This is a genomic window from Streptomyces sp. ITFR-21 (assembly GCF_031844685.1).
Classification (GTDB): Bacteria; Actinomycetota; Actinomycetes; order Streptomycetales; family Streptomycetaceae; genus Actinacidiphila.
On record NZ_CP134605.1, the window covers coordinates 4961566 to 4983163 of the forward strand.

General features: G+C 71.7%; 16 protein-coding genes. 5 read left to right on the forward strand and 11 right to left on the reverse strand.

Annotated elements, in window-relative coordinates:
* Nucleotides 1-21: 21 nt before the first annotated feature.
* From RLT57_RS22330 to RLT57_RS22355, 6 genes are all read right to left on the reverse strand, one after another.
* Nucleotides 22-3114 carry a non-ribosomal peptide synthetase gene (locus tag RLT57_RS22330; protein WP_311299065.1) on the reverse strand — a complete coding sequence of 1031 codons (3093 nt, stop codon included), beginning with the start codon at nt 3112-3114 and terminating at the stop codon, nt 22-24.
* A gap of 62 nt (nt 3115-3176) precedes the next feature.
* Entirely contained in the window at nt 3177-3917 is a 741-nt protein-coding gene (locus RLT57_RS22335; protein ID WP_311299066.1) for a sulfotransferase family protein, read from the reverse strand.
* Complete coding sequence (locus tag RLT57_RS22340) at nt 3914-4897, reverse strand: aldo/keto reductase (protein WP_311299067.1); 984 nt, start codon at nt 4895-4897, stop codon at nt 3914-3916. Before RLT57_RS22340 ends, RLT57_RS22335 begins: the two co-directional genes overlap by 4 nt.
* Before the next feature lie 44 nt (nt 4898-4941).
* On the reverse strand, nt 4942-6096 hold the full coding sequence (locus RLT57_RS22345) for an argininosuccinate synthase domain-containing protein (RefSeq protein ID WP_311299068.1): 1155 nt from the start codon (nt 6094-6096) through the stop codon (nt 4942-4944).
* 244 nt (nt 6097-6340) lie between these two features.
* Nucleotides 6341-7357: a helix-turn-helix transcriptional regulator gene (locus tag RLT57_RS22350; RefSeq protein ID WP_311299069.1), complete on the reverse strand. Its 1017-nt coding sequence runs from the start codon at nt 7355-7357 to the stop codon at nt 6341-6343.
* A gap of 94 nt (nt 7358-7451) precedes the next feature.
* Nucleotides 7452-8075, reverse strand: coding sequence for a LysE family translocator (locus RLT57_RS22355; protein WP_311299070.1), 624 nt, complete (start codon nt 8073-8075; stop codon nt 7452-7454).
* 522 nt (nt 8076-8597) lie between these two features.
* On the opposite strand from RLT57_RS22355, the gene RLT57_RS22360 reads away from it, so the two are divergent.
* The 5 genes from RLT57_RS22360 (at nt 8598) to RLT57_RS22380 (ending at nt 12046) form a co-directional block, all read left to right on the forward strand.
* On the forward strand, nt 8598-9314 hold the full coding sequence (locus tag RLT57_RS22360; RefSeq protein ID WP_311300808.1) for a dienelactone hydrolase family protein: 717 nt from the start codon (nt 8598-8600) through the stop codon (nt 9312-9314).
* 363 nt (nt 9315-9677) lie between these two features.
* Nucleotides 9678-10658 carry a helix-turn-helix transcriptional regulator gene (locus tag RLT57_RS22365; RefSeq protein WP_311299071.1) on the forward strand — a complete coding sequence of 327 codons (981 nt, stop codon included), beginning with the start codon at nt 9678-9680 and terminating at the stop codon, nt 10656-10658.
* 103 nt (nt 10659-10761) lie between these two features.
* Complete coding sequence (locus tag RLT57_RS22370; protein WP_311299072.1) at nt 10762-10941, forward strand: hypothetical protein; 180 nt, start codon at nt 10762-10764, stop codon at nt 10939-10941.
* Nucleotides 10938-11489, forward strand: a complete 552-nt coding sequence (locus tag RLT57_RS22375) for a DUF3558 family protein (RefSeq protein WP_311299073.1) — start codon at nt 10938-10940, stop codon at nt 11487-11489. Before RLT57_RS22370 ends, RLT57_RS22375 begins: the two co-directional genes overlap by 4 nt.
* 17 nt (nt 11490-11506) lie before the next feature.
* Nucleotides 11507-12046, forward strand: coding sequence for a DUF3558 family protein (locus RLT57_RS22380; RefSeq protein WP_311299074.1), 540 nt, complete (start codon nt 11507-11509; stop codon nt 12044-12046).
* An 884-nt stretch (nt 12047-12930) separates the two neighbouring features.
* Here the strand turns inward: RLT57_RS22380 and RLT57_RS22385 are convergent.
* From RLT57_RS22385 to RLT57_RS22405, 5 genes are all read right to left on the reverse strand, one after another.
* Nucleotides 12931-15420 (reverse strand): glycoside hydrolase family 2 protein, encoded by a 2490-nt coding sequence (locus tag RLT57_RS22385; protein WP_311299075.1) that lies wholly within the window; start codon nt 15418-15420, stop codon nt 12931-12933.
* 65 nt (nt 15421-15485) lie between these two features.
* On the reverse strand, nt 15486-16373 hold the full coding sequence (locus tag RLT57_RS22390) for a carbohydrate ABC transporter permease (protein WP_311299076.1): 888 nt from the start codon (nt 16371-16373) through the stop codon (nt 15486-15488).
* Nucleotides 16370-17341, reverse strand: a complete 972-nt coding sequence (locus tag RLT57_RS22395; protein ID WP_311299077.1) for a carbohydrate ABC transporter permease — start codon at nt 17339-17341, stop codon at nt 16370-16372. The genes RLT57_RS22390 and RLT57_RS22395 overlap by 4 nt, the downstream gene beginning before the upstream one ends.
* Before the next feature lie 157 nt (nt 17342-17498).
* Nucleotides 17499-18815: an ABC transporter substrate-binding protein gene (locus RLT57_RS22400; RefSeq protein WP_311299078.1), complete on the reverse strand. Its 1317-nt coding sequence runs from the start codon at nt 18813-18815 to the stop codon at nt 17499-17501.
* A 386-nt stretch (nt 18816-19201) separates the two neighbouring features.
* The gene (locus RLT57_RS22405) at nt 19202-21541 is read right to left on the reverse strand and encodes an extracellular catalytic domain type 1 short-chain-length polyhydroxyalkanoate depolymerase (RefSeq protein WP_311299079.1); all 2340 of its coding nucleotides are present in this window, start codon (nt 21539-21541) and stop codon (nt 19202-19204) included.
* Nucleotides 21542-21598 lie beyond the last annotated feature (57 nt).

Sequence of the window (21598 nt, forward strand, 5' to 3'; positions counted from 1 at the left end):
CGAGGCGCGGCTGTCAGGGGATCAGGAGGTCATCTCCGCCCTGCCGAGCAGCCGCAGGTCCTCACGGCGGGCGGCCGACGGCGGTCGCAGGGCCGCCGCGTAGTGGTGGAAGACCTCGGAGTCCAGGGGGATCCACTCGACGGCCGCGGAGTCGACGAACTCGTGGCAGTTGCGGCTGACGTCGGGGGAGGGCACGTCGCGGAAGAGCTCGGTCAGGGTCCGCGGGCCCGCGGCGGGGTCGGGCAGCACCGCGGCGAGCCGCTGGAGCAGCGGCGAGTCCTGTTCGGCGACGCGCCGCCGGAACTCCGCGTAGTCGACGCTCCGCAGGCCGAACCGGGCGGCGACGTGGCCGAGCAGGTCGTCCAGGCGGGTCGACTCGCGCTGCACGACGTGGAAGGTCTGCCCCACGCGGCTGTCGCGGACGGCGGTCGCGATGAGGCGGCTGACGTTGTCGACCGGGGTGAAGTCGCCGAGCGCGCCGGTGCCGAAGGTGACGCCGAGTTCGACGGACGCGTCCAGCAGGAACTCGGCCAGGCTGCCGCCGTGGCTGAAGACCCCGGTGCGCGTGTTCGGCATCACCTCGCCCATCCGGTAGAGGCTCACCGGCAGGCCGTACCGGCGGCGCGCGTCCCGCAGCATGGCCTCGGCGACCCACTTGCTCTGGCCGTAGCCGTCGTCCGGCACGTCCTCGACGGAGGGGAAGGAGTCCTCGTCGGGCACGGCCCCGGTCCGGGGGAAGATGCCGAGCGTCGACAGGTGGTGGACGGGCCGCGCGGGACCCGTCCCGGCGGTGGCCAGGCGGATCACCTCACGGGTGCCGAGCACGTTGACCGCGCGCAGCCGCTGGTAGGGGTAGACGAGGTTGACCTCGGCGCCCGAGTGGACGACGGCGTCGGTGCCGTCGGCGAGCTCCTGGAAGGCGGCCGGCGACAGCCCGAACCGCTCGGCCGCGAGGTCGCCCCGCACGACCCGGACCCGGGGGGTGCCGCTGCGCACGGCCAGTCCGTAGTGGCGGGCGCGGGCGTCGAGCCGGGCGCGGGCCGCCTCGTCGTCGGGGGCGTTGACCAGGCAGGTGACGGTGGCCCGGGTGGACCGTAACAGCTCGTCGAGCAGGTGGACGCCGATGAAGCCGGTGCCGCCGGTGAGCAGCAGGCGCCGGGGACCGGAAGGGCGCACGGGCGCCGGGTCCGCCGGGTCCGCCGCGCCGTCACCCGCCCGCTGTGCGAGCGCCGCGTCGGCGAGCATGTCGCGGTACAGGGCGGCGCGGTCGCGGACCGGGCCGTCCTGGGCGATCAGCCGGGCCTGCGCCTGGACGGTGTGGGCCTCGGCGATGTCGCGTACGGAGACGCGCAGGCCGAACAGGTCGCGCAGGCGCAGGGCCAGCCGCTGGGCGCTGAGCGAGGTGCCGCCCGCGTCGAAGAAGCTGTCCTGGGAGCCGATGTCGCCGCCGAGGAGTTCGGCCCACAGCGCGCGCACGGTCTGCTCCAGGTCGCCCGCCGCGGCCTGCCCGTCGCCGGCCGGGACCGGGGAGGCCGCCGGGTCGGGCGTTTCGAGCAGCCGGGTCAGGGCGCCGCGGTCCGCCTTGCCGTTGGGGGACAACGGCATCGCGGCGATCCGTACGAACCGGTCGGGGACGAGTTCGGCCGGAAGCAGTGCGCGGGCGCGGGACCTGGCGTCCGCCGGGTCGAACCCGTCGCCGGCGACGACGGCCGCGATGAGCATCATGCGGTCGGCCTCGCCCTGCACGACGATGCGGACGTCCTGGACGTCGGGCAGCGCCCGCAGCGCCCGCTCCACCTCCGCGGGCTCGATGCGCACGCCGCGCACCTTGACCTGGTCGTCGCGCCGGCCCACGAAGTACAGGCAGCCGTCGGCGCGGAACTGCGCCAGGTCGCCGGTGCGGTACAGGCGCTCGCCGGGGATGTCGGGGAAGGGGTTGGTGATGAACGCGGCCGCGGTCCGCTCGGGGTCGTTCAGATAGCCCAGCCCCAGACAGTCGCCGCCGATCAGGACCTCGCCCGTCTCGCCGGTGCCCAGCCGGCGCAGGGAGTCGTCCACGACCACCGCGGACGTGTTGTCGATGGGCCGGCCGATCGGTATCTCCTCGCCGCTGAGGGCGGTGAGGGTGTGGAACACGCTGCCTATCGACGCCTCGGTGGGACCGTAGGTGTTGGTGACGGCCCGGCCGGGCAGCAGCTCGTGGAACCTGCGCACCGCGTCCACGTTGATCGCCTCCCCGCCCAGCAGCACGTTGCGCAGCGAGCCGACCGACGCGGCGAGCCGCTGGTCGGAGGCGAGCAGGTCGACGAAGACGGTGAAGATCGACGGTACGAAGTCGGTGATCGTCACACCGTGCCGGCTGATCTGGTCGATGGTCCGCTCCAGGTCGAGCAGGCCGTCGCGGCGGGGCATGACGACGCTGCCGCCCATGGTCAGCGGCCACAGCAGCTGCCACAGCGACGAGTCGAAGACCGACCGGCTGTTCTGCAGCGAGACATGCCCGGCCCCGAAGCTGCGGGTCATGAAGAGGAACCGGTTGAGCAGGCCCTTGTGCACGTTGAGCGTGCACTTGGGCAGACCGGTGGTGCCGGAGGTGAAGAAGCCGTAGACCAGGTCGGCCCGCCCCGGCCGGCCGGCCGTCGGGGCCTCGGCGGTCTCGGCCAGCGCGTGGTGGTCGGTCACCAGGAGGCGGGCGGTGGCCGCCGCCGGCGCGGGGGTGCGCGCCGACCCGACGGCGATCCGGGTGTCCAGGTCGCGCAGGAGCGCGCCGATCCGCTCCTGCGGCCAGGTCGGGTCGAACGGGATGAAGGGGACCCCGGCCTTCATCGCCGCGACCATCGCCAGCGGAAGCTCCATCCCGTCGTTGACCAGCAGGGGTAACAGGGTCTCCCGCCGGGCTCCGAAGTCCACCAGCATCCCGGCCAGGGTGTTGGCCTTGCGGTCCAGCTCCCGGTAGGTCAGCGCCTCGCCGTCGTACGCCAGCGCGACGGCGTCCGGATGCGCGCCGGCCTGCTGTTCGATGAGGTCCAGGACGGTCACCGCATCGCTGGGATACGGCGTGCGCCGGCCGTTGGGATCGGGCGGCGGCACGGTTGAGGACGTGCGGGAAGACATGGTGGCCCCGTTTCTGAGACGGCGTCTCGGCTTCCTTGCACCGGTGGGTGGATGGGCCGGCCTCAGCCGGCGGCCGGCACCGCGAGCGCACCGGCCCGGAGCTGCTCGTAGAAGGGGAGGTGGTGCCGGTAGTAGCCGGCGAGCTTCGCGTTGTTGTCGACCGTCACCTCGTACTGCCTGCTGCTCTGCCGGAACCCGGAGCTGTCGGCGACGTCCTTGTGCCAGTGGCTGGTACGGCTCCACTCCGAGCGCTCGCCCGGCGACCACGACAGCGCCCCCTCGTCGAAGGCGATGCCGACCGTGTCGCAGTACGCCCGGACGGTCTCGACCGGGCGTTCGATCAGTACGTCGGCGTCGATCACGGCCGGGGCACGGCCGGTCTCGGTCCTGACCCGCTCGAAGATCTGGTACAGGTGCTCGAAGCCGACCTCGGCGAGCGTCACGCCGGGGTTCATCGCGTAGTGCGACTCGATGGCACGCCGCGGCTCACGGATGATGAAGGTGTGCGTCACCCGTTCCACGAACGGCAGTTCGTCGAAGAGCCGCACATGCGGGTACTCGGTGGTGTCCTTGAAGAACACCGGCGTGCCGGCCGAACTCTCCACGAACGTCCAGAAGACCTGCTCCGGCGTGGTCAGGGGCGTTCCGTCGACCACGTACGGCTGCCGCGCGGCCAGGTCGGAGAACGGCTCGTGGTGCATACGGAAGTCGCCGCGCTGCGCCATCATCCGGAAGAAGGCGGTCGACATCGACCGGGGCGGGCTCCACAGGGCCAGCACCGGCGGCAGGGTAGAAGCGTTCACTGGGACCATTCCGTCGGGCTCCGGTCCCAGCGGTGGGCGCGGAGCTGGTCGATCATCGGGCCGGAGAGCCGACTGCCGTCGCTCACCGCGATATTGGTACGGACGTGTGCCGGGCTGCGCATGCCCGGGATCACCGTGTGCACGTCCTCGTTCTGCAGGATGAAGCGCAGCGCCAGCTCCGGCAGCGTCATGTCCGCCGGCAGGATCTTCTTCAGCGCCTCCGCGCGGTCCACACTGGCCGTCAGGTTCTCCGGCACGAAGTAGGAGGCGCGCCAGTCCCCTTCGGGCCACGTGGTGTCCTTGGTCAGCGTCCCGGTGAGGGTGCCCTCGTCGAAGGGCACCCGGGCGATCACCGCGATGTCCAGCTCGCGGCAGACCGGGAAGAGCTCGTCCTCGGGCGCCTGGTCGAAGATGTTGTAGATGACCTGGACGCTGTCGACCAGACCGGTCCTGAGGGCGGCCACCGCGTTCCACGGCTCCCACCGGTTGATGCTGATGCCGATGCCGTCGACCATGCCGGAGGACCTCAGGGCGTCGACCGTCGCCAGCCAGCGGTCGTCCCGCAGCCAGGCGTCCTCCCAGACGTGGAACTGCATCAGGTCGATCCGCGCCGTGTCGAGGTTCTTCAGGCTCTTCTCGGTGTACTCCATGACATGGTCGAGCGGGAAGACGTCGTCGATGTCGGAGTCCCGCGCGGACGGCCAGTTCCGGTCCTTCGGCGGGATCTTGCTGAAGATCTTGAGGTCGGCCCGCGGGTTGTCCTTGAGGAGCCTGCCGAGCAGGACCTCGCTGTGGCCGCGGCCGTAGATCCAGGCGGTGTCGAAGACGTTGCAGCCGAGGTCGACGGACAGCTGGAGCGCGGCCAGGCTCGTCTCGTCGTCGGCGCCCTGCCAGCCGCCGGGCCCGGCACCGACCCCCCACATCCCGTAACCCACTTCAGCGACGTTCCAGCCGAGCCGGCCGAAGGTCCGATACCGCATGGTCCATCCTTCGTGAGCAGTGGATACGGGCAGGGCGCGAGAGGCTACGCGGGTACGCCGGACGCGGTCACCGACAGCGGCGCCGAGTCCCAGTTGTGGCCGCCGTGGGAGAAGCGGCGCTGCTGGACGACGCCGGCACCCGGGTCGATCCGCAGCAGCGCCCGGCCGACCACGCCGCCCTTGTACAGGTCGAGCCGCACGGTGGCGCCCGCGCGATCGGCGATCTCGGCCAGGCCGGCCCGTGCCGCCCGTGCGGTCAGGCCGTGGGCGGCGCCCTCGTAGACGCTGACCGCCAGCTGGCGGGAGAGGAACCGCGCGGTGTCCGAGGCGTTCCGCTCGGTGACCGTCTCGTGGGCGGCGCGCACCGCGTGGGAGAGCAGCTCCATGCCCGGCGCCTCGTACACGCCGCGGCACTTGGTGCCGTTGACCCGGTGCTCCACCACGTCGATCAGGCCGAGTCCGTTGCGCCCGGCGACGGTGTTCGCCGCCCCGAGCAGGTCCTCGGGTGCCAGCCGCTGGCCGTCCAGCGTGGCCGGGCGGCCGTGCTCGACGCCGACGACGACCGTCTCCACCCGGTCGGGGGCGTGGTCGGGGGCCACGCCCATCAGCCGCTCGACACGCAGCGCGGTGGTGCTCAGGTCCTCCAGGCCGGCGTCCTCGTGCGAGGCGCCCGCGATGTTGCTGTCGATGGAGTGCTCGGCGGAGTTCCCCGGCATGCACACCAGACCCGCCGCGGCCACATGGCGGGCCATCGACGCGCGGTCCGGCATGATCTGCTGGATCTCGGGGGAGCGCCACGGGGCGAACACCGTGAGGTCGGGGGCGAAGTGCTCGGTGTAGCGCTCGAAGCGGCGCTGGTCGTTGCCGCCGCCGACGCAGCCGTGCGCCAGGACCGTGCAGCCCGCCTCGCGCAGCCGCGGGACCACCGTCTCGACGATGACCGAGCGGGACAGCCCGGTGGTGTTCCAGTAACCGCCGTCGTACGACGCCTGGAAGCCCACCACGTCGAGCGCCGCCGCGGCCATGGCGCGCCGCGCGTCCACTGAGTGCAAAGGGATGCCGGCCGCGCGTACGGAGGCCGCGAACGCCTCGAATTCCTTCCGGTCGCACTGCCCGATATCGAGGAGGAAGCCCTCCACCCGGTATCCGTTGCCGTGCAGCCAGGAGGCGACCGCGAGGGACGACAGGCCACCCGACAAGCACATTCCGATGGTCCGACGCTTCAGCTCAGACAGGGAAAGTTCCACCGGTCCCCCAAGAGTCCGCTCGTCTGCCCGGAGCCCGTGCGGCCCGGGTCCATGCTCGCCAAGCAATCCAGCCATGGGGGAGTGAATCCGCCGGTCATAATGCTGCAATGCGAGAACCTGAAGGCATTTCATACTCCCACAAACCGGATCAATTACCCATCATCGGGTATATTTTGTTCCCTCGTTCGGTGCGGATTCAGGTTTCTCTGGTTTGGCCGTCCGCTTTCCGGGCGAAGAGCAGCCCCGACTGGCCCAGCAGATAGCCGAGTTGGGCCCGGCTGCTGCTGTTCAGGTGGTCGGCGGCCCGTTTGATATGGGTGGCCACGGTACGGGTGCTGACGCCGAGCCGGCTCCCGATCGCCTGGTCGGTGTGCCCCTCCACCATCAGGCGCAGGATCGCACGCCGGGTCTGGGCGCCGAAGGCGGGGGAGTGCCACCGCCTGGTGTCCGCCCCGACGGGTTCGGCCCTGTCCCACGCGTAGTCGAAGGCGTTCGCCAGGTGGCGGACGGTCTCGGGGTGCCGGATCGACAGGGCCGCGGTCTGGTGGCCGCGTACGGTCGGGATGAACGCGGTGCCGTGGTCGAAGACGGAGATCGGGTCGAACACCTCGGCCAGCGTGCGCACGTCGGCGCCGGCGGCGGAGATCTTCTCGATGTAGGCGAGCGTCGGCCCGTGCGACCGCACGGTGTGCTGGTAGAGGACGCGCAGCCGGACGCCCCGCTCGCACAGCTCCAGATCGCGCGGGAGCGCTTCGGTGAGAAGGTCCTCGCCGAGCCCGCCGCCCGGCCGCGCCGTCATGACCTCGCCCGAGCACGCCCCGGCCGCCTTCTCCAAAGAAATGCCGATCGCGTCCTCGCCCAGAATGAGGCTGACGGCGCTGTCGGCCTCCCTGCTGATCCGCTGGTACGCCGCCTGCGCCCGCACGAACGCGGCGCGTATCGAGTGCAGCTGCCGCTCCTTGTCCCTGATGTCCCGCTCGACCGGATGGGCCAGCAGGGCGGCCGCGGTGTCCGGCGGGACCGGGACGAGCGTGTCCGGCTCCGCCGGCAGCGGACGTAACAGGCCCAGCGAGAGCAGACACGGGGGTGCGTCGGCGGCCCGCGCGGTGCCCCGGACGAGCGCCCACCGGTAGAACGCCTCCCCGGCGCCGCACATCTCGACCGGCGAGTCCGGCGACGCGCCGGCCCCACCGGCGGTGGGATCGGTGCACATGGCGTGGTCCTCCAAGTCCTCGCGTTGGGTGGGGGCGGTGTCCGTACCGGACGCCGCCCGCGGCCGCGGAAGCCGGGCCGGCGGAGGTTCCGGCTCAGGCGATGGCGACCTTCGCCGCCAGCCCGATGAAGACGATCCCGGCCAGCCGGTTCAGCCAGGACCCGGAGCCGGGCCGTTTGCGCAGCCGCGCGCCGATCTGGCCGGACAGCAGCGCGATCAGGCAGTCGACCAGCAGGCCGAGCACGGTGAAGGTCAGCCCCAGCACGAGGAGTTGCAGCCCCGGCCGGCCGGCCCCGGTCGAGACGAACTGCGGCAGGAAGGCGAGGTAGAACAGCACGATCTTCGGGTTGAGCAGGTTCGTGATGGCCGCCCGCCGGAAGACCCGGGAGAGCGGCACGGCCTCGTGGCTGCCGTCGAGGTCGGGCCCCGAGGAGTCCCGCAGGCTCTGCCAGGCCAGGTAGAGCAGGTACGCGGCGCCGGCGTAGCGCAGCACCTCGTAGGCCACGGTCGAGGACTGGACGAGTGTGGCCACCCCGAGCGCGACCGCCGCGGTGTGGCAGGCCATTCCGGCGGCCATGCCGACCGCCGACAGCAGCCCGGCCCTCGTCCCCTGGCTGATCCCGTGGGTCAGGATGTACAGCATGTCCGGGCCGGGGGTGATGCAGATGACCAGCACCGCCGCCACAAAGACGACGTAGGACGTCAACGAGATACCCATGGCGTTCCCCTTGGCCGGGCCGACAGCTGCGAATCGGAGCAACTCCGTTACCTTACGCAACCAATCGACGCACTGGCGTGAACTCGGCGAAGTAGCACCCTCGTTGTGGAATCCCCGGGTCCGCTCGCGGGGGCGCGGGCGGGGGCGCGGGCGGGGGCGTTGGCGTGGGCGGCGGGGGTCGGCGGTGGCGGCGGGTGCCGGCGGGCCAGCCGGCGCAGACCCTCCGAAGGGCGGCCGCCGCGGTGCCGCCGCGGCGGACGGAGCCGGCCGCCGACGGGTCCACGCCCTCACCGGCGCCCCGGGCCTCGACGACGCGCCGCACGCGCCGCGGGCCGCGGCGGGGCGGTCCGCTCGTCGGCCGCCGCCGCGCGATGCGCCGCACGCGCCCGCGGGCCAAGGCACCCGCCGCCGGGACCACTCGCCGCCGCGGTGTCCCGCAAGGTGTGCCGGCGGGGTTGCGCCGGCGGTGAACACCGGTCCCGGCGGGCCCGCCGGTCACTACGGTCCGACCTCATGACGACGGTGACAACGGTGACGACGCGCACCGTGGAGTATCCGGCCGACGGCCTGACCATGGTCGGGCACCTCGCGCTCCCGGGCGGGACCGGCCGCCGGCCCGCGGTCCTGGTCGGGCCGGAGGGGCCGGGGCTGAACGACTTCCAGCGCGGCCGGGCCGACGCCCTGGCCGAACTGGGCTATGTGGCGCTGGCCTTCGACATCAACGGCGGGCGCTGGTTCACCGACCCCGGCGAGATACTGGCGCACGTGACCCCGCTGCTCGCCGACCCCGGCCGGATGCGGGGCATCGGCCACGCGGCGCTCGGCGTGCTGCGGGCCGAGCCGCGCACGGATCCGGACCGGATCGCCGCCATCGGCTACGGCACCGGAGGCGCGATCGTGCTGGAACTCGGCCGTGACGGGGTCGATCTGCGGGCGATCGGCACGGTCAACGCGCTGACCACGGGCCGGCCGGGTGAGGCGGAACGCATCCGCTGCCCGGTGTGGGCCGGGGTCGGGTCGCAGGACCCGATCATGCCGCCCGCGCAGCGGGAGGCGTTCACCGCCGAGATGGAGGCCGCGGGCGTCGACTGGCGCCTGGTGGTCTACGGCGGCGCCCTGCACGCCTTCCACCACCCGCCGGTCGACCAGGCCGTGGTGCCCGGCGTCGGCTACCACCCGCGCCACGCGCGGCGGGCCTGGCGCGACGTGGTCGGCCTGCTCGCCGAGTGCCTGCCGTGACGCGATGATCCCGCTGACCGCTGACCGCTGACCGCTGACCGCTGACCGCTGACCGCTGACCGCCGACCCGCCCCCGCCGACGCGCCACGGCCGACCCGCCCCCGCCGACGCGCCACGGCCGACCCGCCCCCGCCGACGCGCCACGGCCGCGCACGGCTGGCCGGCGGCACCACGGGGACGGCCCGGGAGGTGGCCGCCCGCCGGGGCCGGCGGTCCACGATCGCGTCGAACAGCGGCACGGCCGTCGCGCGAAGGCCGTCGACCGGGGCGCCGCCGCCCGGAAGCCCTTCGACATCGGCCGGCACCGCGTCCGTCACGTGGTCGCCGACGTCGTCGGCGGGTGCCGAAGACTATGCTGGGCCGGTGGCTTTGGTGTTCGGTCGGGACGCCGTGCTGGGGCAGGCGTGGGCGTCGCTCGTCCAAGGTGATCCCGTGCTTCTCGCCGGGCCGGCCGGGATAGGCAAGAGCGCCATCTGGGGCGAGTTGGTGGACCGGGCACGCCGAACGGGCTGGCTGGTCCTGACCTGCGCGCCGGCGGAGTCGGAGTCGTCGTTGGCGCTGGCGGCCCTCGCCGACCTCCTGCGACCGCTCACCCGGCAGGTGGCCGGCCTGCCCGCCCCCCAGCGGACGGCGGCTGAGGGCGCACTGCTCACCGCGAGCGTCGACACCGCGGCGGCCTATCGGGCGCTGGCCGCCGAGGCGGACGCCGCGGGCCTGGCCGAGCCGCTGTCGCAGCGGTTCGAGCCGGACTGGATCGAGGCGTGCGCCGCCGTCGGCGACCTGGAGACCGCCCGGCGCGTACTGGACCGGCTCACCGAACGCCATGAGCGGCTGCCCCGTCCGTGGACGACGCTGGGCCTCGCGCGCAGCCGGGCCCTGCTGTCCGCCGCCCAGGGCGGGGACACCACCGAGACGGTCGGCAGGCTGGAGCAGGCCAGGGCCGCGGTGCCCCCGCACCTGCTGCCGCTGGAGCGCGCGCGCTGCCTGCTGGTCGCAGGGGTGATCCACCGGCGGGCCAGGCGCAGAGGCGCGGCGCGTACGGCACTGAGCGGGGCCGCCGCCGAGTTCGCCGCGATCGGCGCGGCGGCGTTCGAACGCCGGGCCAGGGCCGAACTCACCCGGATCGGAGGCCGGGCCCCCGCCTCACCGGAGTTGACTCCCACCGAGGAGCGTGTGGCCGGGCTGGCCGCCCGGGGCCAGACCAACCGGGCCATCGCGGCCGCGCTGTTCATCAGCCCGAAGACCGTCGAGGCCAACCTCGCCCGGGTCTACCACAAGCTCAAGATCTCCAGCCGCGCGGAACTCGGCGCGGCGATGGTACGGCGGGGCAGGGCTGATCCGTAGGGAATCACCTGATTCCACGGGGCTCTGATCGCCCTAGCCTCGGCGCTGTGACCGGGCGACTCTTCGCGGCGGAGCACTACGAGGACTCCGATCGGGGAACCGCGTGGCAACCGCCGCTGCCGCGGTACGCCTGATCGCCACCGTGCGCCTGCCTGCCGACGAGGTCGTGCTGGCGCTCGTCGAGGGCCCGGACGCCGAGGCCGTGGCCATGGCCGAGGTCGGCTGGCAGGTCCACCGCGTCAACCCGGCAGTACGGCTCCATTCTTGGGGGGAACAGCAGTGAAACGTACATCCCTGACCGCGCTCCTGACCGTGTCCTTGGCCTTGGCGGCCTCGGCATGCGACTCATCACCGTCGTCCCCGGCCGCCGGCGACCACGCCTCCGGCGGCCGGCCCGCCACGGCCGCTTCCGCTTCCGCTTCGACTTCCGCTTCCGCTTCCGCACCGGGCGACGCCGGGAAGAGCGCGACGGTCGACGCCTGCACGCTGCTCAAGCCCGCAGAGGTCACGCCGGTCATCGGCAGGAACGACGGCGGCCAGCCCGAGTCGGGGGTGGGGGAGAGCGTGTGCGGATGGGAGAACCCGGACACCTACTACTCGATCACGGTCAGCGTCGGCGGCCACGGCACGGCCGTGTCGGGCGGGATCAAGGACGAACCCGGTATCACCAGCGAACCCGGGCCCGACGGGATCCGCTACTTCAGCGGCGGCGTCGCGCGTTTCGCCGCGGGCGACCGCGACTGCGAGGTGCAGGTCGTCAGCGGCGCGGGCGGCGACAGCGACCGGTCGACCGCCACCAAGCTGGTCGGCCTGCTCCGCGGCCGGATCTGAGAGAGGACGGCTCCGTCATGCGCCGCACGGCGATCGCCGTATGCCTGCTGCTGGCCGCGCTGACCGGGTGCGCCGAGCAGGCCGCCCCGTCGGTCACGTCCGCCGCGTCCGCCTCCGCCTCCGCCTCCCCGGGCGGTGCCCTGCCGCCGAGCGGGGCCGCGGCCACGGCCGCCCCCGCGCGGACGGTCCTGAAGGCGTGCGAAATCCTGCCGGAGAAGGACGCGGAGGCACTGGCCACGACCCCGCTCAACGCCGGAATCGAAGCTCCCGCGAACACCCCGGGATGCACGTACACCGCACCGGTCGACGGACCGGTGGCCCAGGTCGAGATCTACCTCGGCGACGGCGCGAAGAAGTACTACGACATCGACCGCCAGCTGAACCACGCGTTCACGCCGTTCACCGGCGCCGGCGAGGAGGCGTACGCCGAGGACGACACGGTCTTCTTCCGCAAGGCCGTGACATGGGTGGCGATCCGGCTGGTCCGGCTCAACGATCCCGCGGTCAACCGCGAGCCGCTGCGGAGCCTGGCCCGCCAGGTCGCGTCGCGTCTGTGAGCGGGGTCCGCGGCGGAGCGAGGCGCTTCGCACCGCCACGGACCCCGACTCGCGCCTTGGACCCCGACTCGCGCCTTGGAACCCGGCCGGCCGGCCCAGCGCCGCGGCCGGGTTCCCCGTCGTGCCGGCCGGCCGCCCGTCGGCCGTCGTCGCCACAGGGCTGCGCACCGTGCCGCTGCTCATGGTCTCCCTAACCGGAGTACCCGGTCCCGGTCGGCGTGCTCGGTCCTTGCCTGTCCCGCGGGCCGGGCCGGTGACCGCGGGGAGGTGAACCGTCCGGTTATCCGCTGTGTATCCGGGCGCATCAGGATGGCGGCCAAGGCAGCCGTCGCAGGCTCGCGGGGCGCAGCCGGGCGGGAGTCCGGCCGCGCGGGGGAGCGGCGGCGTGAGCTTGTTCCGGTTTGACGGACACCGTCGGTGTGGTGGTGAGGCTGCGCACGCGGCTTCGTGGTCGGCGGGGCTGCGGTAGCCGGGACTGCCGTGCAGTCGGTGCACGTTGTGCGGCCCTCGGCGAAGTCGGGGATCGCGGCGCGTGCGGCGGCCCGGCCGGGCCAGGAGTGTCTGGCGGCCCACCCGGCTCAGTTCCCCCGGCGCGGCCGCGGGGAACTCTGCGGGCCGCGGTGACCGCGCTGGTCCGGGCCCGGTCGCGAGGGCGAGGGCGACCGTGACTTCGTGGGTGGTCGCGCGTGCGGCAACGGTCCTCGCCGACGTACCGGGCTGCCGGTTCAGTTCTGCTGCGGCCTTCTCGGTGCGCCGGCGGGTGGCCGGGAACACCCCGGGTTTGTCGTGGGAGGTCAGGGACACGGCGGCGGAGACGCCGGCGCGGCGAGCGACATCCCGGAGGGCCACGCGCCGCTCGGGAGTGCCCGCCGCGCCGGATCGGCTCACAGCGCCGGATCGCCGACGGGATCCACCGCGCGGGCGACGTTGACGCAGCGCAGCGCCGACGGCAGTGCCCCGTCGTCCCCGCCGTTCCAGCCGGTGACGTCGAACTCGACGCTCTCCCCGGGGAGCAGCGTGACCAGACCGCGGTCGGTACGGGCGTCCGGGTGCAGACGGTCGGCCTGCAGCAGCAGGTCCCGTACCAGGGTGTGCGCCGTGACCTTCACCCGTGCGTTGTCGCCCTCGGAGGTGACCTGGGTGGTCATCTCCGCGACCGGGTAGTCGAAGGCGTGGTCGGGGACCGCGAAATGCACGGCGCGCAGCCCGTCCGCGTCCGCGACGACGAACTCGCGCCGCGGATCGCCGCCGACCGCCAGCCGGTCGGGAAGGTCGAGGATGACGACCGAGCGTGCCGCCACCTCGACGGGGACGCGGTGTTCGGCGACCGCGCCGCCGTGGGCGTCGACCTGGCGCACGCGGGCCTGGCACCTCCAGGTCTCGCCGCCCTGGTTGACGGCGGCCAGGACGAGCCGTCCGTCCCGCGTCTGCAGTGTCAGCAGCCGGTCGGCGTAGAGGCGTTTGAGCTCGTGGTAGAGGGGCTTCTCGCGTCCGTCCCCGTCGATGGCGGCCCAAGAGGTGACGGGCCAGCAGTCGTTGAGCTGCCACAGGATCGTGCCGGCGCAGCGCGGCCAGTGCGAGCGCCAGTGCTCGACGCCGGTGGCGATGGCGCGGGCCTGGTTGAGCTGGGTGAGGTAGTGCCAGGTACCGAAGTCGGCGGGAGGCGCGAAGTGGTGGGCGAGGCCGCGGTCCAGCTTGCCGTTGCCGTCCTCGGCCTTCTGGTGGTGCAGCATGCCGGGGGAGTCCGGGGTCAGCGGCCGGTCGCTCAGCGCGCGGCGCAAGGTGGCGTACGCGGGCGGTGCCTGCCAGCCGAACTCGGCGACGAACCGCGGTACGTCCGCCAGGTAGTCGGCGTAGTCCTCGCGGTTCCACACCTCCCACGAGTGGGCTGTGCCGTGGCCGGGGTCGTTGGGGTGCACGTCCCACGAGCCCGACCAGGGGCTGCCCGCCCAGTAGGGCCTGGTGGAGTCGGTCTCCGCGGTGATCCGGGGCAGCAGGTCGAGGTAGTACCCCTCACCCCAGGAGGCCCCGGCGAGCACCGGCTCCCAGTCCCAGTCCTTGAAGCCCCACAGGTTCTCGTTGTTGCCGTTCCACAGCACCAGCGACGGGTGCGGCATCAGCCTGACGACGTTCTCGCGGGCCTCGGCCTCGATCTCCGAGCGCAGCGGTTCGTCCTCGGGATAGGCGGCGCAGGCGAACAGGAAGTCCTGCCACACCATCAGCCCCAGCTCGTCGCATACCTCGTAGAAGTCCTCGCTCTCGTAGATCCCGCCGCCCCAGACCCGTACCAGGTCCACTCCGGCCTCCGCGGCCTGCTCCAGGCGCAGCCGGTAGCGCTCCGGCGTGACCCGGGACGGGAAGACGTCCTCGGGGATCCAGTTCACCCCCCTGGCGAACAGCGGGGTCCCGTTCACCGCCAGGGTGAAGGCGCTGCCGTGCTCGTCCGCAGCGGTGTCGAGCGTGACGGTACGGAAGCCGACGCCGCGCTCCCACGTGTCCAGGGTTTCGGCTCCGCCGGTGTCGGTGAGGGCGACGGCGCAGGTGTAGCGGCGCTGCTCGCCGTACCCGCGGGGCCACCACAGTTCGACGTCGGCGACCTCGGCACGCAGCGTCACCTGTGCTGCGCCTGGCGGGAGTTCGCCGTGTGCTTCGACACCCGCGACACCAAGACGCAGGCTCAGAGCGCGGTCGGACCCGCTCGCGGTCCGCTCGACGGACACCTGGACGGAAACGATTCCAGTGCCGTCCTCGCGGACGGTGATCTCCGGGCGGACCTCGGCGATCCGGGCCGTGGACCAGTGCTCCAGCCGGGGCAGGCGCCAGATGCCCGCGGTCACGAGGGTCGGTCCCCAGTCCCAGCCGAAGGAGCACGCCATCTTACGGATGAACTGGAAGGGCTCCGCGTACGGGCCGGGCCGATCGCCCAACTGCGTGCGCAGCCGCTCGGCCTCCTGGTAGGCCGAGGTGAAGGCCACGGTGAGCGGCGCGGGACCCGAGCCGAGCGCCTCGGTGACGTCGAAGCGGTACGAGCGGTGCATGTTACGGGTGCGGCCCAGAACCGCCTTTCCGAGGCGGACCTCGGCCACGGTGTCGAGCCCGTCGAAGACCAGGTCGGTACGCTCGTGGCCGCCGGCGGCGGGCAGCTCGGTGCGGTAGATCCAGTCCGCCCGGCCCACCCAGGCCACGTCGGTCTCGTTGCTGTCGAGGAAGGGGTCGGGGATCAGGCCCGCGGTCAGCAGGTCGGTGTGCACGCAGCCTGGCACGCTCGCGGTGACGGGTCCGGCCGCCAGCGCGGACGGAGCTTGCGCGGGGAGGTGCCTGGAGGTGTCCAGGCTCAGGGTCCAGCCGCGGGTGAGCGGCGTGCTGACCTTCATTCGGTCTCCTTGGGCCTGATGAGGGCTCGGCTGTAGAGGGGCGATGCGCGGCGGTGGCGGTGGGGCTACTTGGTTGCGCCGGCGGCGAAGCCGTTGTAGATGAAGCGCTGCAGTGCCAGGAAGACGACCAGGCTCGGGATGATCACCAGTGCGGCGCCTGCCGAGATGACTTCCCAGTGGGCGCCGTACGGGCCTTTGAACCGGAACAGTGAGGTCGAGATCGTGCCGAGGTTGTCGTCCGGCATGTACAGGAAGGGGATGTAGAAGTCGTTGTAGATGGCGACGCCCTTGATGATCACAACGGTGGCGACGGCCGGCTTGAGCAGCGGCATGACGATGCGCCAGTAGATCGTGAAGGAGTTCGCGCCGTCGATCCGGGCGGCCTCGTCCAGGGAGATCGGGACGGAGCGGATGAACTGCAGGAAGATGTAGATGGACACGATGTCGGTGCCCATGTAGAGCAGGACCGGCGCCCACCGGGTGTCCATCACGCCGAGGTTGTTGACGATCTGGTAGGTGGCGACCTGGGTGGTGACGCCCGGCACCAGTGACGCGATCAGAAAGGCCGTCATCACCGACTTCTTGAAGCGGAAGTGGAAGCGGTCGATCGCATAGGCGGTCATCGAGCCGATCAGCACGGTGCCGAGCACGGAGAAGAAGAGAATGAACGTGGTGTTCCACAGGGCGCGCAGCATGTGTCCGTCGGTGAACGCTACGGCGTAGTTGTGGAAGTTCAGCCAGTTGTCCGGGGCGGCCAGAGCGCCGCCGCCGGCCATCTCCTCGCCGGTGCGCAGCGAGGTGAGCAGCACCGCGGCCAACGGCACCAGGACGACCGCGCCGGCCAGCACCAGCGAGAGGTACTTCAGGAACACCGCGACCCGGCTGCGCAGGGGCGTCGACCGGCCGCGGGGACGGGGATACCGCTCGATGGCCGGACCGCTGAGTACGGTCATGACTGTTCCACCCTCTCGTCGGGAAACAGCAGGCGCTGGAACCAGGTCACGACCAGCACGATCGCCAGCAGCACCATGGCTGCGGCCGAGGCCAGCCCGGTCTTGTTGAAGTTGAAGGCGAGTTTGATCGTCTGGATCACGAAGGTCTCGCTGTTGTTGGAGCCGCCGGTCATGATGAACGGGATCTCGAAGACCGACAGCGACCCGGAGATGGCCAGGATCACGCTGAGGCTGATGATCGGCCGGATGCTCGGCGCGATCACGTGGCGGAACTGCTGCCAGCGGCTCGCGCCGTCCAGCGCGGCTGCCTCGTACAGCTGCGGCGGAACGGACTGGATCGCGCCGATGAACAGCACCATGTTCACGCCCATGAAGCGCCACACCGACACCCCCGCCAGCGAGGTGTTCACCAGGTGCGGGTCGCCCAGCCACAGGTGCGGCCCGGCGCCGAACCAGCCCAGCACGGTGTCGAGGGTCCCGCCGGGCTGGAAGAAGTACAGGAACACGAAGCCGACGGCGACCCCGTTGATCAGGTAGGGGAAGAACAGCAGGCCCTTGAACAGGTTGCGCAGGCGGGTGTTGAAGCTGAGGACGGTGGCGAAGTACAGCGCGGCGCAGATCTGCACGACCGACGCCCCCAGGTAGAACAGGCTGACCCAGAACACCTGGAACAGCTGCGGCCGGGTGAACAGGTCCGTGTAGTTCTCCAGTCCCACCCAGTTGCGGGTGGGACTGATGCCGTCCCAGTCGGTGAAGCTGTAGCCGAACATGTTCACCACGGGCAGCCAGGTGAACACCACCAGCAGCACGAGCGGCGCCAGCAGGTACAGCCAGGGGGTGAACCACCAGGCGCCTCTTCTGCGCCGCGGACCCGGCCGTCGGGGCGGTTCCTTCGCGGGGGAGCCAGCCGCGTCCGGCGGTCCGCTGCGGGCGGGAGGCGTACGGCTCACGGTCCGCGGTGCGCTCATGAGGTCCTTCTTCCGGTCGCCGCATGTCGGGGCGGCAGGTCTGTGTGCTGGCGGGGGACACGCGCCCGCGCCGATGCGGGGCCGGGCTCCCACGGGGGTCACCACCGCTCCGGCCCGACCGGCGTCGGACCGGAGCGGTGGTGACGCGAACGCCTGGTCAGCCGACGGTGCCCTGGGCGTCGGACCACTTCTTGTTGAGGTCCTTGAAGATGCCGTCGATGTCGCCGCCGGCCGCTCCGCGGGCGACGTCCACGATGTGCTGCGGATAGTCCTGGTTGTTCAGGCCGATCTCGGACGCCTTGTCGATCTCGTCGACCGCCGCGGTCTTGCCGTACGCCATCGGTACGAACTTCACGCCCGCGTCCTGGAAGGGCTTGAGGTCGGCGGGCAGCGCCGAGCCCTTGACCGAGGAGATGGACAGGGTGGCCTGCGCGTCGCCGGACCTGTTGATGAACCAGTCGATCCAGGCGCGGGCGGCCGGCTTGTTCCTGGAGTGGACGTTGACCGCGTACTGGTAGTCCGGGCGGACGACGGAGCAGAAGTGCCCGTCCTTCTGGGTCGGGAAGGGCATGAAGCCGATGTCATCGGCGTTCTTGCCGGCCTTCTTCGCCGCGTCCTGCATCTGCACCACGGCCCAGGAGCCCAGCCACATGGCGCCGACCTTCCCGGTGCCGATCAGGGCCTTGGAGTTCTCCCAGTTGGTGGTGTTGGGATCGGCCTCCGACAGCTTGTCGTGCACGATGCCGTACAGCAGGGTGTCGACGGTGTTGAGATCCTGGCCGGGCGCCCAGGGCTCCTTGGTGTCGGCGAGCTTGTCGTTGGCGGCCGGGTCGCAGCTCGGCGAACCGAGGGCGTTGCCCCAGTTGGTCAGCGGCCAGCCGTCGTGGTAGTTCGTGTAGTACGGCGTCGCGGCGGTCTTGGCCTTGATCGCCTTCAAATCGTCGATGAACTGCTGCGGGGTGGTGGGCCAGTCGGTGATCCCGGCCTGCTTCCACACGGCCTTGTTGTAGACGAAGCCGTTGGCCGTACCGATGTTGGCGATGCCGTAGACGTTCCCGCCGACGGTCGCGTGGTCGGTGAAGTCGTACGTCTTCGACAGGTCCGAGGACGTGCCCAGCGGGGCGAAGAACGTCGGATACTGCTTCAGCGGAACCGAGTTGGGGATCGACAGCACGTCCCCGTAGTTCTTGCTGTTCAGCCGGATCCTGACGTCACCCTCGTAGTCGGTGAGGCCCTGGAACTTCACCCTCACACGCGGGTAGATCTTGTTGAACGCCGCCGCGTACCTCTTCGCCGTGCCGTCCTGCACCTGGTCCGTGCGGTTGGTGAGCACCGTGATCGTGCCGGTCACCTTCGAGGGGTCGCCGGGCACCTTCGCCGCGCCGGCGGACGCGCCGCCGCCGCTTCCCCCGCCGCAGGCCGCCAGGGCCATGGCGAGGACCACGCCGGTGGCCGCTAGAGCTGTTCTTCGCATGCCGATCCCACTCCTTGTTGCTGTACGAAAGGCGCCGCACTGCATGCCGCGCAGCGACGGACGTCTCGTCGTCGGGGCGAAGCGGCTGACGGTTGCTCAACGTAGACGGAACATCTGCACGTGTCCATAGAACGGTCTAGTTTTATGCGAGCGTGATGTTCCTGCCCGTTCGGGAAATCGATGACTGCGTCTTTGTTCTACGGAACGGCCCTGGCCACTGCCATCGCTCCCGGTACCGATGAAACCGGTGCCCTCGGGCGGCGGGTCGACGGCCCACCTGCCGGCTGGGTTCAATCCGCATTGGCTAGAACGCACAAGTACGGCGCCGGGCCCGCAGCCGCGGTGTGACGCGCCTGCGGGCCGTGCGCCGCGGTGTACGACCTCCGTCAGGAGGACTGCGGCATGGGGTGCTGCTGGAAGAACTGCCACATCAGGCTGTCGGCGCTGATCTCGTGGGTGACGGTGCCGTTGCCGTTGTCCTGGGGGGAGTCCGGCCAGGTGTGCCCGCCGTTGGACACGGTGTAGAGCCGGACGTCCGCCCCGTCCCGGCAGCCGCTGTACACGGTCTCCTGGACGTGGACGCTGACCTGGCCGGCGGTCGGTCCCGTCGTGCAGCCGTTCAGGGCCGCCCAGCGCTGCTGCGCCACGGGCACCGAGTAGCCCCACGCCCCGCTGTCACCACCGCCGTCGTACGGGTTCGTGCCGTCCTGCTGACCGTGGAAGGCGATCACCGGGACCGCGCGCGACGGCGTGCAGGTCGAGGAGTCCGGGCGGCTGCCGTCCGCGGGGTCGGGCCGGCCCGCCCGGACGCCGGAGACCGGGGCGATCGCGGCGACCCTGTCGGCGAGCGCGCACCCCAGGGCGGAGGTCATCCGGCCGCCGCCGGAGTACCCGGTGGCGTACACCCGGGCCGGGTCGACGCAGGCGCCGGTGGTCAGGGTGTCGATGACCTGCCGCAGGAAGCCGACGTCGTCACGGGTGCCGCTCGGCGTGACGTAGGGGACGTTCCAGATGTAGCCGCTGCCGGCGGGCACCACCCCGGTGGGGGCGGCCACGATGAAGCCGTTGGCATCGGCCGTGGGCGCCAGGTTGCTGTACGACAGCTGCCCGGCGCCGGTGCCCTGACTGCCGTGCAGGTCCAGCACCAGCGGCAGCCGCGCACCCGCCGAGCGTCCCGGGATGTGCACCAGGACCTGGTACGTCTTCCCGCCGAAGGACACCGGCGTGTCGTACTGGCCACTGCTCAGGCCGGGAGTGCACGAACCGGGCGGGGGAGTGGTGCCGCCTCCTCCCGTGGGGAGGTGCCAGGTCTGCCAGGGGTTGGTGTTGCGGTCCCAGATCTGGAGGCGGGTGCCGTTGGCGGTGTTGCCGCCGGGGGCGTCGAGGTAGCGGCCGGACTGGGGGTTCCTCAGGTGTCCGTCGGTCTCGGCGGTCCACTGCTGGGCGCCGGAGCCGTTGCAGTCCCAGAGCTGCAGCTTCGTGCCGTTGGCGGTGCCCTGCCCGGTCACGTCCAGGCACTTGCCCAGCGCCCGGACCGTCCCGTCGCCACCGACGGTCCAGGACTGCGCCGCACTGCCGTTGCAGTCGTACAACTGCACCGCCGTCCCGTTCGCCGTGCCGGCCGACGCCACATCCACACACTTACCGCCCACACCCGTGACCACACCCGTGACCACACCCGTGGCCACACCCGTGACCACACCCGTGGCCGGGGTGGGCGCCGGTGTGGCGCCGCCTCCGGTGATGCCGTTGAAGATGCTGGAGAACTGGTACTGGGACTGGGAGGTGCCGCTGCAGGAGTCGGAGAGCTGGCCGTTGCCGGAGCAGGCCTTGTCGCGGCCGAGGGACCAGAAGGACAGTTCCTGGATGCCGTTGGTCTTGGCGAAGTTCGCCACGTCGGTGGCGTCGGAGGTGGAGAAGACCTTGCCGGTGGTGTCGTTCACGCCGATCATGGGGGTGCTGCCCTCCATCGCCCACAGCTGCGCGGAGGTCCTGGTGTTCCAGATCTGGCCGAGCTGGGTGTGCAGGGCGTTGGCGGCGCTGATCGCGGCGTTGCCCGTGTCCGTCGCGGAGCCGTAGTCCATCGTCATGATGTTGACGAGGTTGACGTTCAGGCCGTTGCTCTTGGCGTTGTTCAGGATGGCGGTGCCGTTGGACTCCAGGCCCGTCGGGTTCGCCGGCAGGGTGTAGTCGATGTCGAGCTTCCTGCCGGCCACGGCGTACTCCTGCTGGAGCTGGGCGAGGGCCTGGTTCCGCCGGGTGTTGGCCGTGGTGTTGCTCAGCGCGCTGCCCTCGATGTCGAAGTCGAGGCGGGTGAGGTTGAGCCCGTCGATGACCCGCTTGTACTGGGTCTTCAGCGCCGCCACCGAGGTGCAGGAGATGCCGATCTCGGTGCCGGACGCGCCGCCGAAGGAGGCGATGACGTCGCCGCCGCCGGCCCGCAGGCTGTTGATGGCCGACGTCCAACCGGAGTCGGTGACGGAGGTGTCACCGTTGAAGGTGGCGTTGCAGCCGCCGCCGTCGATGACGAACGCGAGCGTGAAGTACTTCAGCCTCGTCGCGTTCTTCACCGCCGCCAGCGCCGCCGGCGAGTTCCCCACCTCGGCATACGGCGCCGCGTACTGAGCGGGAAAACCGGGACCGGCGTTGGCCGCGGCCTGGGCCGTACCACCGGTCGCCAGCAGCACACCGGAAGCAAGAGCGGCCGCCGATGCCAGGGCGGCCACTGACCGCATGTTCCGTCGGTACATACGACTTCCAGGGGAAGTGGGTGCCGGTGCGAC